This is a genomic window from Arsenophonus symbiont of Ornithomya chloropus, from assembly GCF_964026495.1.
Taxonomy (GTDB): domain Bacteria; phylum Pseudomonadota; class Gammaproteobacteria; order Enterobacterales; family Enterobacteriaceae; genus Arsenophonus.
In genome coordinates, this window is the sequence record NZ_OZ032148.1 from 94,780 (window position 1) to 110,560 (window position 15,781).

General features: G+C 24.6%; 8 protein-coding genes and 1 pseudogene. 8 read left to right on the plus strand and 1 reads right to left on the minus strand.

The features are described from left to right. The first annotated feature begins 104 nt into the window (after window positions 1–104). From htpG to hemH, 3 genes are all read left to right on the plus strand, one after another. Window positions 105–1,973, plus strand: coding sequence for a molecular chaperone HtpG (gene htpG / locus ABNS14_RS00450; RefSeq protein WP_348666415.1), 1,869 nt, complete (start codon window positions 105–107; stop codon window positions 1,971–1,973). Between the two features lie 170 nt (window positions 1,974–2,143). Then, a complete protein-coding gene (gene adk / locus ABNS14_RS00455) occupies window positions 2,144–2,788 on the plus strand; it encodes an adenylate kinase (RefSeq protein ID WP_348666416.1) in 645 nt (214 codons plus the stop codon). Window positions 2,789–2,926: 138 nt separating this feature from the next. Then, window positions 2,927–3,889, plus strand: coding sequence for a ferrochelatase (gene hemH / locus ABNS14_RS00460; RefSeq protein ID WP_348666417.1), 963 nt, complete (start codon window positions 2,927–2,929; stop codon window positions 3,887–3,889). A 438-nt stretch (window positions 3,890–4,327) separates the two neighbouring features. On the opposite strand, the pseudogene ABNS14_RS00465 reads toward hemH, so the two are convergent. Continuing rightward, a pseudogene (locus tag ABNS14_RS00465) lies at window positions 4,328–5,521 on the minus strand (cation:proton antiporter); the annotation flags it as partial. A 1,635-nt stretch (window positions 5,522–7,156) separates the two neighbouring features. On the opposite strand from ABNS14_RS00465, the gene gpmB reads away from it, so the two are divergent. The 5 genes from gpmB (at window position 7,157) to nhaA (ending at window position 15,491) form a co-directional block, all read left to right on the plus strand. Then, window positions 7,157–7,780, plus strand: coding sequence for a 2,3-diphosphoglycerate-dependent phosphoglycerate mutase GpmB (gene gpmB, locus ABNS14_RS00470; RefSeq protein WP_348666418.1), 624 nt, complete (start codon window positions 7,157–7,159; stop codon window positions 7,778–7,780). A gap of 1,070 nt (window positions 7,781–8,850) precedes the next feature. After that, on the plus strand, window positions 8,851–9,804 hold the full coding sequence (gene tal, locus ABNS14_RS00475; RefSeq protein WP_348666419.1) for a transaldolase: 954 nt from the start codon (window positions 8,851–8,853) through the stop codon (window positions 9,802–9,804). A 489-nt stretch (window positions 9,805–10,293) separates the two neighbouring features. Next, window positions 10,294–12,207, plus strand: coding sequence for a molecular chaperone DnaK (dnaK, locus tag ABNS14_RS00480; protein WP_348666420.1), 1,914 nt, complete (start codon window positions 10,294–10,296; stop codon window positions 12,205–12,207). Window positions 12,208–12,324: 117 nt separating this feature from the next. Further along, window positions 12,325–13,458 carry a molecular chaperone DnaJ gene (gene dnaJ / locus ABNS14_RS00485; protein WP_348666421.1) on the plus strand — a complete coding sequence of 378 codons (1,134 nt, stop codon included), beginning with the start codon at window positions 12,325–12,327 and terminating at the stop codon, window positions 13,456–13,458. An 854-nt stretch (window positions 13,459–14,312) separates the two neighbouring features. Continuing rightward, window positions 14,313–15,491 (plus strand): Na+/H+ antiporter NhaA, encoded by a 1,179-nt coding sequence (gene nhaA, locus ABNS14_RS00490; RefSeq protein ID WP_348666422.1) that lies wholly within the window; start codon window positions 14,313–14,315, stop codon window positions 15,489–15,491. Window positions 15,492–15,781: the final 290 nt, after the last annotated feature.

The following is a 15,781-nucleotide window of genomic DNA, read 5'->3' on the forward strand; positions in this document are numbered from 1 at the left end:
TGATTTTTCATTTATCTGATCTTGATTTTTTTGTATATATTATTATATTTTATAATTGTCTATTTATGTACATTAAAAATAAAATTTGAGGCTATACTATAAGTATGAAAGGAAAAGAAACTCGTGGATTTCAATCTGAAGTAAAAGAATTATTACAATTAATGATACATTCTCTTTATTCTAATAAAGAGATATTTTTGCGTGAATTAATTTCAAATGCATCTGATGCAGCTGATAAATTACGTTTTAAAGCACTTTCAAAACCAGATTTATATGAAAATGATGCTGATTTAAAGGTTAGAATTTCTGTCAATAAAAAGAACAAGACTTTAACTATTAGTGATAATGGTATAGGGATGACACGTGAAGAGGTCATTGATAATTTAGGAACTATTGCTAAATCAGGAACTAAAAATTTTTTGAATTCATTAGGAAAAGAAAACGAAAAAAATACTCAGTTAATTGGTCAGTTTGGTGTGGGGTTTTATTCAGCTTTTATTGTTGCTGATAAGGTAACGGTATCTACTAGAGCAGCTGCTGCACCTAAGGATAAAGCTATTTTTTGGGAATCAACTGGGGAAGGTGAATATACAGTTGCAGATATCAATAAAATAGAACGAGGTACTGAAATCATATTGCATTTACGTGCAAAACAAGAGGAATTTTTAGATATTGTACGTTTGCGTTCTATTATTAGCAAATATTCGGATCATATTGCACTTCCAGTAGAAATTCAAACTAAAAATGAAAAAGATGATACTCTGATTTGGGAAAAAATTAATAAAGCACAAGCATTGTGGACACGTAATAAAAATGATATTTCTTCTAAAGAATATAAAACTTTTTATAAATATATTTCAAATGATTATGAAGATCCGTTATTATGGAGTCATAATCGTGTAGAGGGAAAGCAAGAATATACTAGTTTATTATATGTACCTAGTAAAGCACCTTTTGATTTATGGAATCGTGATAATAAGCATGGTCTAAAGCTTTATGTTCAACGTGTTTTTATTATGGACGAAGCTGCACAATTTATGCCTCACTATTTACGTTTTATTCGTGGATTAGTGGATTCAAATGATTTGCCATTGAATATTTCTCGAGAAATTTTACAAGATAGTGATATTATTCGTAATTTGCGAAATGCACTTACAAAACGTGTACTACAAATGTTAGAAAAATTGTCTAAAAATAAAGATGAAGATTATCAAAAATTATGGCAGGAATTTGGATTGGTTTTAAAAGAAGGTCCTGCAGAAGATATGATTAATAAGGAAATAATAACTAAATTATTACGTTTTGCATCTACTATTAATGATACCGATTTGCAAAATGTTTCTTTAGATGCTTATGTTGAGAGAATGATTGATGGTCAAGAAAAGATATATTATATTATTGCAGACAGTTATCTTGCTGCAAAAAATAGTCCGCATTTAGAATTCTTTAATAAAAAAGGTATCGAAGTCTTGTTGTTATTTGATCGCATCGATGCATGGATGATGAATTATTTATCTGAATTTAAAGGAAAATCTTTTCAATCTATTAATAAAAAAGATGAATCATTAGAAAAATTGTCTTTTCAAGATAAAAAAGAGCAGGAAGAAACAAAAAAACAATTAGAACCTTTTGTAGAGAGAGTAAAAAAAATATTAGGTGAAAGAGTTAAAAAAGTTAAATTAACTTGTTGTTTAACAGATACGCCTACTGTTGTAACAACAGATGCTAATGAAATGAGTACTCAAATGGTTAAACTTTTTTCTGCCGCTGGCCAACCAGCACCGGAAATAAAATATAATTTTGAAATTAATCCTGAGCATCCATTAGTCAAAAAAGTGATTAGTATTAAAGATGAGCAATTATTTTCTGAATGGATCGAAGTATTATTAGAACAGGCATTATTGGTAGAAAAAAGCTCTTTAGAAGATCCTAATCAATTTATTCATCGTATCAATAAATTGCTTTTGCAGTAAAAGCTATTTTATTACATTTTTTTGAAAGGAATAAATTGATATATTTTTTTTCGGTTTTTATTAAAATTAATTAATAGATAATAAATTGGTTATAAAATTTATGGAATACGTATATTTTAATAATTTGTGTTTTTTGTAAATTTAAAATATAAATATAACAGGATTATGTAATGTTCATTATTCTACTTGGCGCTCCAGGATCAGGTAAAGGTACTCAAGCAGAATTTATTGTCAAAAAATATGGGATACCTAAAATTTCAACTGGTGATATTTTACGTGATGAAATAAAACTAAATAAAAAATTAGGTGTAAAAATAAGAAAATTCATAAATAATGGTAAACTTGTCACGAATGAAGTAGTAATGACTTTGATTAAAAATCGCATAATGCAAAATGATTGTAAAAATGGATTTTTGTTAGACGGATTTCCTCGTACCATTGTTCAAGCAGAGCTAATAAAAAATATAGGTATTTCAATAAAATATATTTTAGAATTATATGTATCTGACAATATTATTGTTGAACGCATAGCTGGTCGGCGTGTTCATAAATCATCTGGTCGTATTTATCATATTCAATTTAATCCACCAAAAATAAAGAATAAAGACGATATTACTGGTGACGATTTAATTATTAGAGAAGATGATAAAGAAAGTATTGTACGTAAACGATTAATGGAATACCATAAGTTTACTGAACCTGTAATCGATTATTATCGTCAGGAAGCTATTAATGGGCATACTAATTTTGTTAAATTAAATGGTAATAGTGATATTGTTGAAATTAATAAACAATTAGTAAATATTTTAGGCTAATTTATACAGATACATGTATATATATTGTATATATACATTTTGTTTTTTCTATGTTTTTTTAGTTAAATAAAATATCTAAAAACTATAATATAGCTATGAATTATGATTGATATATAAATTAATTGAAATTTTATAAATATGACAATTAAAAAACATGGTGTTTTATTAGTAAATCTAGGCACCCCAGTTGCACCTAAGTCATTATTTGTGAAACGTTTTTTAATTGATTTTTTAAGTGATTCACGAGTTGTTGATCTTTCTAAGATTATTTGGAGCCCATTATTATATCTTCTTATTGTACCATTACGTTTGTCTAAATTAGTAAAATTTTATCAATCAATTTGGACAAAAGATGGTTCTCCACTATTATATTATAGTGAAGAACAAAAGAAAGCATTATCAAGACGATTATCTGATATTCCTGTTGAAATAGGGATGACTTATGGTTTTCCTTCTGTTTCACAAGCAATCAATAAATTATTAATAAAAAATATTAATAATATGATAGTTTTACCACTTTATCCACAATATTCTAGTACAACTACAGCTGCTGTTTTTGATGCTATCAGTTTAGCATTTAAAAAATATCGAACGATACCTGGATTAAATTTTATTCGGAGTTATGCAAATCATCCTTATTATTTAAATGCATTAAAAAAATCTATTCAGTTAAGTTTTTTTAGATATGGAATACCTGATCGATTATTGTTTTCGTATCATGGTATCCCTAAACGTTATGTGGAATCTGGTGATATTTATCCACAAGAGTGTAAGTTAACGACGTTTTTGCTGAGTAAGTTAATAAATTTTCCTAGTAATAAAATTATAATGACTTATCAATCTCGTTTTGGATGGGAAGCTTGGCTTGAACCATATACAGATATTACTTTAAAAAACTTAGCAAAGAATGGCGTTAGACATGTTCAATTGTTATGTCCAGGTTTTTCGGTAGATTGTTTAGAAACTTTAATAGAAATTGCAGTAGATAATAAAAAAATATTTTATGCGGCTGGTGGAAAAAAATATTTCTATATCCCTGCATTAAATGCTTTGGATAGTCATATAATTTTGATGCAGGAGTTAATTAGTAGTTATATATGATTCGAAAATATTGATTTTTGTATATTTAATTTTTCATGAAAATTATATCGTATATTATATGCTATTTTATAAAAAATAAAATTTTATAAAATTAGTGCATAAAATATCTATAAATAAAATTTTTATATAAACTTTAATTTTTTAAGAATATTTAAGTAATTTTTTTAGAATTTTATAAAAACTATGTACAATGATATAAAAAATATTTTAAGTTGTTTTTTATTAAAAAAATTAAAAATACTAAAAATATTTGATATATATTTTTTCATTTTGTAAATATATTAATATTTATTATTTTATAAGTATATTATACATATCTCAAAATTAAAATTATTAATAAGATTTCATAAAAATACATTTTTTGTAAAATCAATTTTTTGTATTAATGCAATAAAATTATATATTGCTTAATAAAATATAAAATTATATATTTTTATATTTTATGTTTTTAATTTTTTTAAAATAATAGTCCAGTAAATTAAATAATAATGGATTAATCATAATAGAAATTATAGAACCAGATAAAACTAAATTTGATGTGTAATGATCAAATACATTCAGCATTGTTCCCATTTCTGCTAAAATAAAAGAAAATTCACCTATTTGTGCTAAACTAATGGCAATTGTAAATGCAAAATAGCTATTTTGAGTAAAAATTTTTATTAAAATTAATGCTGCAAGTGATTTACCAATAGTAATAATTAATAATATCAATAAGATAGCTAATGGATTTTCTAAAAAAATTATAGGATCTAATAACATGCCTACTGAAACAAAAAATAAAACCATAAATGCATCACGTAAAGGCATTGTATCTTGTGCAGCACGATGACTAAGTTTAGATTCTTTTAACATCATTCCAGAAAAAAATGCTCCAAGTGCAAATGAAGAATTAAATAGTGTTACAGATATATAAGCAATTCCTAATGCTAGGACTAAGACGGCTAATGTAAATAATTCACGAGAACCAGTTTCTGCAGTATGTCTTAATATCCATGGAATTAATTGCCGACCCATTAACAATGTAATGATAATAAAAATAACTATTTTACAGATAGCAAAAGTTAATTGAATTATTAATTCTTTGAAGCTGAGATGATTATCTAAGATACCAGCAATTCCAGGCAATAATATAAGTATTAATATCATAACTAAATCTTCGACTATTAACCAACCAATTGTAATTTTTCCTGTTTCTGTATTAATGAGTGCTCTTTCTTCTAAGGAGCGTAATAAAACTACAGTACTAGCTGTTGAAAGGCAAAGACCAAAAATAATTCCTTTAAATATTTCCCAACCGAAAAATATTGCTAAACTCATTCCTAATAAAGTTGCAGTAAATATCTGGATAATAGCACCAGGTATTGCAATTGATTTTACTGATAAAAGATCTTTAAATGAAAAGTGTAAGCCAACACCAAACATTAGTAATATAACACCGATTTCAGCTAATTGATTTGCTAAATTAGTATTTGCTACGAATCCTGGTGTAAATGGACCTATAAGAACACCAGCAAATAAATAACCTACTAAAGGTGATATTTTTAATTTTTGTGCAATCATACCTAATAGATAAGCAAGAGCGAAACCAGTAATAATTGTTGTAATGAGCCCTGTTTTTGAATAATCCATCTAATTTCCTTTTTGAATAGATTTAATGTATTCTTTATTTTTTAAAATTTAATTTTTAATAATTATGAAGTATAAATTTTTGTGCAACAATAATTATGAAGAATCACACTAGAAAAAACAAGAATAGTTTATTTTATGAAGATTAAATAATTAATAATATTTAGATGTGATTGATTATTTCTTTTTTAAAAAATTTTTATTTTTTCTGATTGCATTATTTTTTTTAAAATTGTTCTTTCTTTTAAAAATATGGATTATTATTAGTTAACGAGATTTTTTTATTTAAAAAAAATTATAAAATTATACTTGTATTACATCAAGTTTACTTGAATTTAATTTAGTAACTATTGAATTTATATCTTATAAAAAATAATCTCATAAATTTTTTATAATAATGTTTTAATTAAAAATCAAAAATATGATTTTTGTTTTATATTAAACCAATATTTTTTCAAAATTGATAATAATAATTATATTAATATTTATGATAATTAATTTTAATTATATTTGCAGTATTTTTTTTTAAAATATATTTTATGAATCTGTAATTTTATTAATTGAAAAATAATGTTTAAATTGATTAATTAAAAGATCAAAGTTATATTATATATTAAAAATGTAATAATATTTTTATTTAAAAAATAACTATAAAAAATATTTTTGTAGCGTTGTAATATATTAACAATATCTTTTTTTTTATATCTATTTTTGTTTTTTAGATATTATTTTATTTATGCATAAAGCATGTGTTAGTAATTTTAATTAAAATTTTTATGAGTATAAATTTTATATTTTTTATTTCATTAAAATTATGCTGATAATTAAATTTATTAAAATTAATTTTAATGAATTTAATTATTTTATTTTTTTTAATATTTATTAATAATTTTTAGTAGATATAGTATATCTAATATAGATTAAATATACTTGATTAAATATTAAAATATTACTTTTAGTTTTATAAAATTCTTAACATAAAAATAAAAAAGAAAGTTTATAAACTTAATTGTTATTATGTATAATAAAAACATAAAATAATTCTGTAAAATTTATATAAAAATATGATGTTTTTTTAGGTCATTATTATTTAAATATTTTTTAGTATGCATATCAGCATAATTTAAAAATAAAGTTATTAGAATACTTGTTATTTTTATAGAACCATATTTATTATAAAGTATAAATATGTTATTTTATGTATAGTAAAAAATATTTTTTTCAAATATAAAATTTTTATGAGTATTATTTTTATATGTTGTTTTAAAACAATATAAAAAATTAAATTAAGTTTTATCAACACTTAATTTATGTAAGTTAAATATTGTGGATGATTATTTTTGTTAGATTTTCTATTATATTTTTATCTTTAATATTAAAACAAGTGCATTTGAAAATTCTTTATATAGAATATTATTTTTGAAATGTTGATAATGCATAAAGATATATTGCTAAATTGTAATATATTATAAATTACTATAGTAGTAGTTTTTAAACTGTTGATATTAATTTTATTATTTATAATATAAAAAGATATTAAATATTAATTATTACAATATTAATTTTCTTAAAATTATGATTTTTTGTTAGTTTATCAATAAAGTGTTTTTTGATTTTTTATTTGTATGGAAAATAATTATGTTAAAAGTTTATCTTGTTCGTCATGGAGAAACTGAATGGAATGTTGCTAAATGTATTCAAGGGCAATCTGATAGCCCTCTTACTAAAGTTGGTATACAACAAGCTAAATTAGTTGCTAAAAGAATTCGATCAATTGGTATAACGCATATTTTGTCTAGCGACTTAGAACGTACCAAGAAAACAGCAGAAATTATTGCAAAATTTTGTCATTGTGATATTATTTTTGAACCAAGATTAAGGGAATTAAATATGGGCGTACTTGAAGGTCGGCCAATAAATTCTTTAAATGATGAAGAAAAAAGTTGGTGTCATAATTTAGTCAGTGGCTTACCTGGTGCGCGTATCCCAGAAGGTGAGTCTATGGAAGAAATAACAGAACGTATGTTTTCTACTTTAGAGGAATGTCGTTTATTACCAGTGGATAGTAAACCTTTGTTAGTAAGTCATGGAATAGGATTGGGTGCATTATTAAATCATATACTTGGTGTCCCACTTAATGCTCAAAGACGTTTACGTTTACGTAATTGTTCTCTTTCAAAAGTAGATTATCAAAAAAGACCTTGGTTGCGATATGAATGGATTTTAGAAACAGCAGGAGATATTTCTCATTTAGAACAATAGTTTTAAAAGAAAAACACAAATTTAATAATTAATAAAATCCTATTTTTCATAATTTCTATTAATCATTTTGATTTTTCTAAAATTAACATATATAATAAATATGTTCGGTTATTGCTTTTGTAATTTTTTGAAATATATGAAGATATTTTTCATAGATTTTTATAGTAAATATAAAATTATCAGTGTATTCAGTGTATAATTAGATTTTTTCTAACTATTCATATATTCTAAATATATGTTTTAATTATGATAAGTTTATTTTATGAATTAAGATTCTTCATTAACTGTTTTTTGTGATTTTTATAATTTATGTATTTTGATATAATTTTTGATAAAAAATCAATTTTATGAATTGATAAATTAATTTTTATTAGTCTGATATTTTTTGTTATTTGCTATTTTTTAACTAAGACGTATTTATTCAAAATAAGAATTGAAAGAATATCATGTATTTTCATAAAAACTATTTTTTTTAATAAAAATAGTTTTTATAGAATCAATACTTTAAAATAGTATTATATTTTTTGTCATTTAGTTTTTGAGCATATAAATTAAAATTTTAATTTTATTAAATATTTATTATTGAAATTAAGCAGATTGGATTAAAATTTTTTAAAAATTTATACTTATTTTTTATTTTATTAATAATTTTATTAATAAATAAAGTTAGAAAATAAATTATAATGTTAAATATATTGTAAAAATTTCAATCAAAATAAAAATTTTTCATTATTTTTATAATAATAAAATTTTGTTATAAAGTTAATAACTTTAGCAAAAATATATTTAAAGTATTATTGCTTATTTACTATTTTACAACAATATTTTGTTTATTAATAAATATATTAGATTCTGTAGCCTAATTTATATTTTTTATAAAATTCAGCATAATGAATATTATTATTTTAATAAAAATTGATTGTTGTTAAAAAACCAACAATTAAAATTTTTAAGAAAAAATTTTATTATATATTTTTATATATTTTCAATAAATGTATTTTGATGATTTATATATCGTAGAATATTTTTATTTTAAATTTTATGTTATTAAAAAAGGATAAAATTTAAAAATGATTGATAAATTAACATCTTTACGTGAACTCACAAGAGTTGTAGCTGATACTGGTAATATTATTGATATAAAAAAATATAAGCCAGAAGATGCAACAACTAATCCTTCTTTGATTTTGAATGCAATAAAAATCCCAGAATATAAGAAACTAATAAATGAAACAATAAAATGGGCAAATAAAAGTAGTATTTCAGATAAGCAAAAAATAGCTAATGCATGTGATAAACTAGTAGTAAATATTGGTACAGAAATTCTGAAGTATATCCCAGGAAAAATTTCAACAGAAATTGATGCTCGTTTTTCTTATGATGAAGATGGTTGTATTAAAAAAGCTCGTCGTATTATGGAACTTTATAATAATTTAGGTATTAATAATGATCGTATTTTAATAAAATTAGCTGCAACTTGGCCAGGAATTCGTGCTGCAGAAAAATTAGAAAAAGAAAATATTCATTGTAACATAACTTTGTTATTTTCTTTTGCTCAGGCACGTGCTGCTGCTGAAGCTGGTGTTTATTTAATTTCACCTTTTGTAGGTCGTATTCTTGATTGGTATAAAGAGCATGTGTATCAAAAAGGTACTGAATTAAAAGAAGATCCTGGAGTTATTTTTGTAAAAAATGTTTATACTTATTATAAAAAACATGGTTATAAAACTATAGTTATGGGAGCTAGTTTTCGTAATATTAATGAAATTTTACAGTTAGCAGGTTGTGATTGTTTAACTATTGCTCCAAAATTACTCAAAGAACTTTCTGAAATAGAAGGAACAGTGGTTCCTCAATTGAAATTCAATGGTCAAGTTTCTGATTTACCTAAATCTATGACAGAAAAAGAATTTTATTGGGAACATCATTTTGATGCAATGGCATCAGAAAAATTAGCGGATGGAATTCGTAAATTTGCTATTGATCAAGAAAAACTAGAAAAGATTTTAGCTCAAGTAATATAGGATATATTTTCAATCAGTATAAAAAATACAGTAATATATTATCTTATTCTTGCATGCATAAATTTTTAATTGTTATTTTTAATTTATTGATAGTTATAGATAGTAATATTTATGTAAAAATATTATAAATATCATAAATATTTAATGAATTTTAGTATTGGTATGTAAATAAAATTTTGTAATTCAATTAGATATATAATTTTTTAATATTACTTTTCAAAGAAAAGTTTAATATATAATATATATTTTGAATAGATAAAAACAGTGCATAAAAAAAATATTTTTTGCTTATCCCCCTTGATGAATATTTTTATGCCCCCACTTTATTTAAAAGTGTAGTTACTAATTGGTCAATCTATCAACTTATCGTAGAGTATTCGTAGGTAGATTTTTTGAGGTCAGGGAAAAAAATCCTTGAAAAAAAGTTTTTTAAGCCTCATATAGTTTTTGGTAACTAAAGTAGTTAACAATTCCCTTTGGAGGCTTTAGATGGGTAAAATAATTGGGATTGACCTGGGTACAACTAACTCTTGTGTAGCTGTTATGGATGGCAATAGTGCGCGTGTATTAGAAAATAGTGAGGGTGACCGTACTACACCTTCTATTATTGCATATACTCAAAATGGCGAAATTCTTGTAGGTCAACCGGCAAAACGTCAAGCTGTAACTAATCCGGAAAATACACTTTTTGCAATTAAACGTTTAATTGGTCGTCGTTTCCAAGATGAAGAAGTGCAACGTGATGTTTCTATCATGCCTTATAAAATCGTTGCAGCAAAAAATGGTGATGCTTGGTTAGATATAAAAGGACAGAAAATGGCTCCCCCCCAAGTTTCTGCTGAAGTTTTAAAAAAAATGAAAAAAACAGCAGAAGATTACATTGGTGAACCAGTCACTGAAGCTGTTATCACTGTACCTGCTTATTTTAATGATGCTCAACGTCAAGCTACTAAAGATGCTGGTCGTATAGCTGGTTTAGATGTAAAACGTATTATTAATGAACCAACAGCAGCAGCTTTAGCTTATGGCTTAGACCGTGAAGTTGGTAATCGTACTATTGCAGTTTATGATTTAGGTGGTGGAACTTTTGATATATCAATTATTGAAATTGATGATGTTGATGGTGAAAAAACTTATGAAGTATTAGCTACTAATGGTGATACTCATTTAGGTGGTGAAGATTTTGATAATCGTTTGATTAATTTTTTAGTAAATGAATTTAAAAAAGAGCAAGGTTTTGATCTGCGTAATGATTCCCTAGCTATGCAGCGTTTGAAGGAAGCAGCAGAAAAAGCTAAAATTGAACTATCTTCTGCTCAACAGACAGATGTAAATTTGCCTTATATTACTGCAGATGCAAGTGGACCTAAGCATATGAATATTAAAGTAATGCGAGCAAAACTTGAATCATTAGTAGAAGATTTAGTTAAGCGTTCAATGGATCCAGTGAAGGTTGCATTACAAGATGCAAGTTTGACTGTAAATGACATTAATGATGTAATTCTTGTTGGCGGGCAGACTCGTATGCCTATGGTACAAAAAGCAGTGGTTGATTTTTTTGGTAAAGAGTTGCGTAAAGACGTAAATCCTGATGAAGCGGTTGCTATAGGAGCTGCAGTACAAGGTGGTGTATTAGCTGGTGATGTTAAAGATGTCTTATTACTTGATGTAACTCCACTATCTTTAGGAATTGAAACTATGGGTGGTGTGATGACGACGTTAATTTCTAAAAATACAACTATTCCAACTAAACATAGTCAGGTTTTTTCAACGGCAGAAGATAATCAGTCAGCAGTGACAATTCATGTATTACAAGGTGAACGTAAACGTTCACATGATAATAAATCTTTGGGACAATTTAACTTAGATGGTATTCAACCAGCACCACGTGGTATGCCTCAAATTGAAGTGACTTTTGATATTGATGCTGATGGTATTTTACATGTTTCAGCAAAGGATAAAAATACTGGTAGAGAACAAAATATTACAATTAAGGCATCTTCTGGTTTAAAAGAAGATGAAATTCAAAGAATGGTGCATGATGCAGAGGCAAATGCAGAAGCAGATCGTAAATTTGAAGAGTTAGTGCAATTACGTAATCAATCTGATCAATTAGTTCATGGTACACGTAAACAAATTAAAGAAGCTGGTGATAAATTAACTTCTGAAGATAAAAGTGAAATTGAAAAAGCTATTTCTGCACTTGAAATGGCTGTGAAAAGTGAAGATAAAGCGGTAATAGAATCAAAAATTCAAGCTTTAATTCAAGTTTCTGCTAAATTATTAGAGTTAGCTAAACATCAGAAAAAAGCAAATACAGAAAATGTAAATACTCAGTCTAAAAAGGATGATAATGTTGTTGATGCTGAATTCGAAGAAGTGCACGAAAAAGATAAAAAATAGTTTTTTAGTGTAGTAAAGAAAAGCAGTTAAGAGTTTTATTTTTTATTATTGTAAAAATTAAGTACGGGCGTTGAAGGAAACTTTACGCCCGTTTGTGTATGTAAGGATAAAATAAATATGGCAAAAAAAAATTATTATGATGTTTTAGGTGTTACTAAAACAGCTGATGAAAAAGAAATTAAAAAAGCCTATAAACGTTTAGCAATAAAATATCATCCAGACAGAAATCAAGGTAATAAGCAAGCAGAAAACAAATTTAAAGAAATTAAAGAAGCTTATGAAATTTTAACGGATTCACAAAAACGTGCTGCATATGATCAATATGGGCATGCTGCTTTTGAACAAGGAAATATGGGTAGTGGTGGATTCAGTGGAAGTTTTACTTCTAGTGCTGATTTCAGCGATATTTTTGGTGATGTATTTGGAGATATTTTTGGTGGAAAACATCAGAGATCCGCTCGTGGTTCTGATCTTCAATATGATATTACATTAACTTTGGAAGAAGCTGTTCGTGGTGTAATTAAAGAGATTCGTATACCAACTTTAGAAAAATGTAGGTTATGTAATGGGAGTGGCGCAAAAACTGGTACGAAACCAGAAATGTGTCCAACATGTCATGGTACAGGTCAAATTCAAATCAGACAAGGATTTTTTGCTGTTCAACAAACTTGCCCTAGTTGTCATGGAAGAAGTCAAATTATTAAAGAATTTTGTATTAAATGTAATGGACATGGGAGAAGAAAGGAATATAAAACTTTATCAGTAAAAATCCCAGCTGGAATGAATACTGGGGATCGCATTCGTTTAAATGGTGAAGGAGAAGCTGGTGAAAATAAAGGTTCTTCAGGAGATTTATATGTACAGGTAAATATAGCAAAACATTCTATATTTAAACCTGATGGTAATAATTTATATTGTGAAGTTCCAATTAATTTTGTAACAGCAGCATTAGGTGGTGAAATAGATGTACCAACATTAGATGGTCGAGTTAGTTTAAAAATACCTGCTGAAACACAAACAGGAAAAATTTTTCGTATGAAAGGAAAAGGAATTAAACCCATTCGTGGTATTACTGGTGATTTAATGTGTCGTATTGTTGTAGAAACCCCTGTAAAACTTAATGAAAGACAAAAAGCGTTATTAGAAGAATTTGGCGAATTTTTGAACAGGGATAATGGTAGTAAAAATAGTCCTAGGACTAAAAGTTTTTTAGATAGTGTAAAAAAGTTTTTTGATGATTTAACTAATTAATGTATTCATTGTTAGTATTTATTTTGATTATTATCAATAACATAATAAATATTATATTACAACTTCAGTTTTAGTATTTATAGGAAAATGATTTAAAACTGGAGTTGTAGTATTATAGATTTTTACAACAAAAAATTGTATTCCAAAATTAGAGTTTTTTTAATTTTATATGATTTATATAAATCTTTGATTAGAAAATATTTATTTTTATTTATTATTTTATAATAAATATTATATTTATCAAATATTAAAAATATTGAAAATAGTTATAATATTATTGTTAATATTTGCATTATAATTAATTTTTCTAAATTTATATCATTTATTTTTTTAAAAAAAGTATATTAAAATTTTAACATACTAGAAACTGGTTATTTCTTATGAAAGTATTATTATAATGATTTGAAATGTAATCATACTAGATTAATTTTTTGAGATTGTAATACTATATTTCTTGTTAATAAATATAATTTTTAATAAATATAATTTTTTAAAATGATTATTTAAAAAGCATTATAACAATTTTTGTTTTATGTTAATAACAATTTAATAATTTTTAAATAAATTTCATTTTTTCAAAAAATAATTAATCGATATATAGTTTCTAATATAAGAAATTGATGCTAAAAGATTAAATTAATTTTTTAATAATTAAATTTATTAAATTTTAGTAAGTTAAGTAATAAATTATTTGATAGTATTGTTACTAAATAATATGTAAACTATTTTTTTGTTATACACTTAATATGAATCTTTTTTGTTTTTATCTTTTTAATTTATAGAAACTTATTTTTAATATTTTATATATAAGTTTTAAAATAATGAGTTTAATTGATATTTGAGGTTATCAAAAAATGACAGCAATTATAAGACAATTTTTAAAATTAGAAGCAGCAGGAGGTATTCTGCTGATTATTGCTGCTTTTTTAGCTTTGATAATGGCTAATACTTCATTAAAAGATATTTATCATCAATTTTTAGATATTTCTATATCAGTTAAAATTGGTATCTTAAATTTTGATAAATCGTTTTTATTATGGATTAACGATGGATTAATGTCTATTTTCTTTTTAGTAGTGGGTCTTGAAGTAAAAAGAGAACTTATAGAAGGTTCATTAGTTGGTCGTGATAAAACGTTATTTCCTGTTATTGCTGCGATAGGAGGTATGTTACTTCCTGCTATGGTATATTTGTTTTTTAATGCTGATAATAAAATTATTCGACATGGTTGGGCTATTCCTACTGCTACGGATATTGCATTTGCACTTGGTGTTATTACATTATTAGGGAAACGTGTACCTACAGAATTAAAAGTATTTTTGCTTGCTTTAGCAATTATTGATGATATTGGTGTAATTTTTGTAATTGCTTTATTTTATACAAAATTTATCCTTCTAAAAGGATTAACTTTTGGTATACTTACTATATTAGTGTTAGTATGGCTGAATTGGTGTAAAGTAGAAAATATTTTTGTTTACTTATCTTTGGGGATAATTTTATGGATTTTTATTTTGAAATCTGGTATTCATGCAACTTTGGCAGGTTTTATAGTTGGTTGTATAATACCATTAAAAAGTAATAAAAATTATTCACCTTCTAAAAATTTACAAAAAGTTTTACATCCATGGATTGCTTATTTAATTTTGCCATTATTTGCATTTGCTAATGCCGGTATAGAAATTCAATTTAATAATTTAAGAGATTTTTCTGGTGCTTTACCAATAGGTGTGGCATTAGGTTTATTAATTGGAAAACCAATGGGTATTTTTCTTTTTAGTTGGATTGCTATAAAATTAAGAGTAATAAAATTACAGAAAAAAATTAATATGAAGTATATATTTGCTGTTTCAGTGCTTTGTGGTATCGGATTTACTATGTCTATTTTTATTGCTAGTTTAGCATTTGAAGATTCAGAAATTTTTAAAAATCATGCAAAATTAGGGATTCTAATGGGATCAACATTGGCAGCAATCTTTGGATTATTTTTGTTAAATTTTGTTTTGCCAAAAAAAAATAAGTTAAATAATATTTAATTAATTTAAAATTGTTTATTTTTTTAATTGTATATAATTTTAAAAAATATATTTATAGTAATCGATTAAATGATATTTTGAAGTAATAAAATTTTGATAGTAAGTTTAATATAATCTAAAGATTTAATTATTTTTTAGAGTATTTATAGAAGTAGAAAAATTTCTTAAAGTATAAAGTATGTTGATGTGTTTGATATAATAAAATTGTTTTGGATTTTTTTAGTGTTTCTTAGATAATATATATAATTTTTTTAGATAATTCTTAAATTCTAAATTTAAAATATTGACGT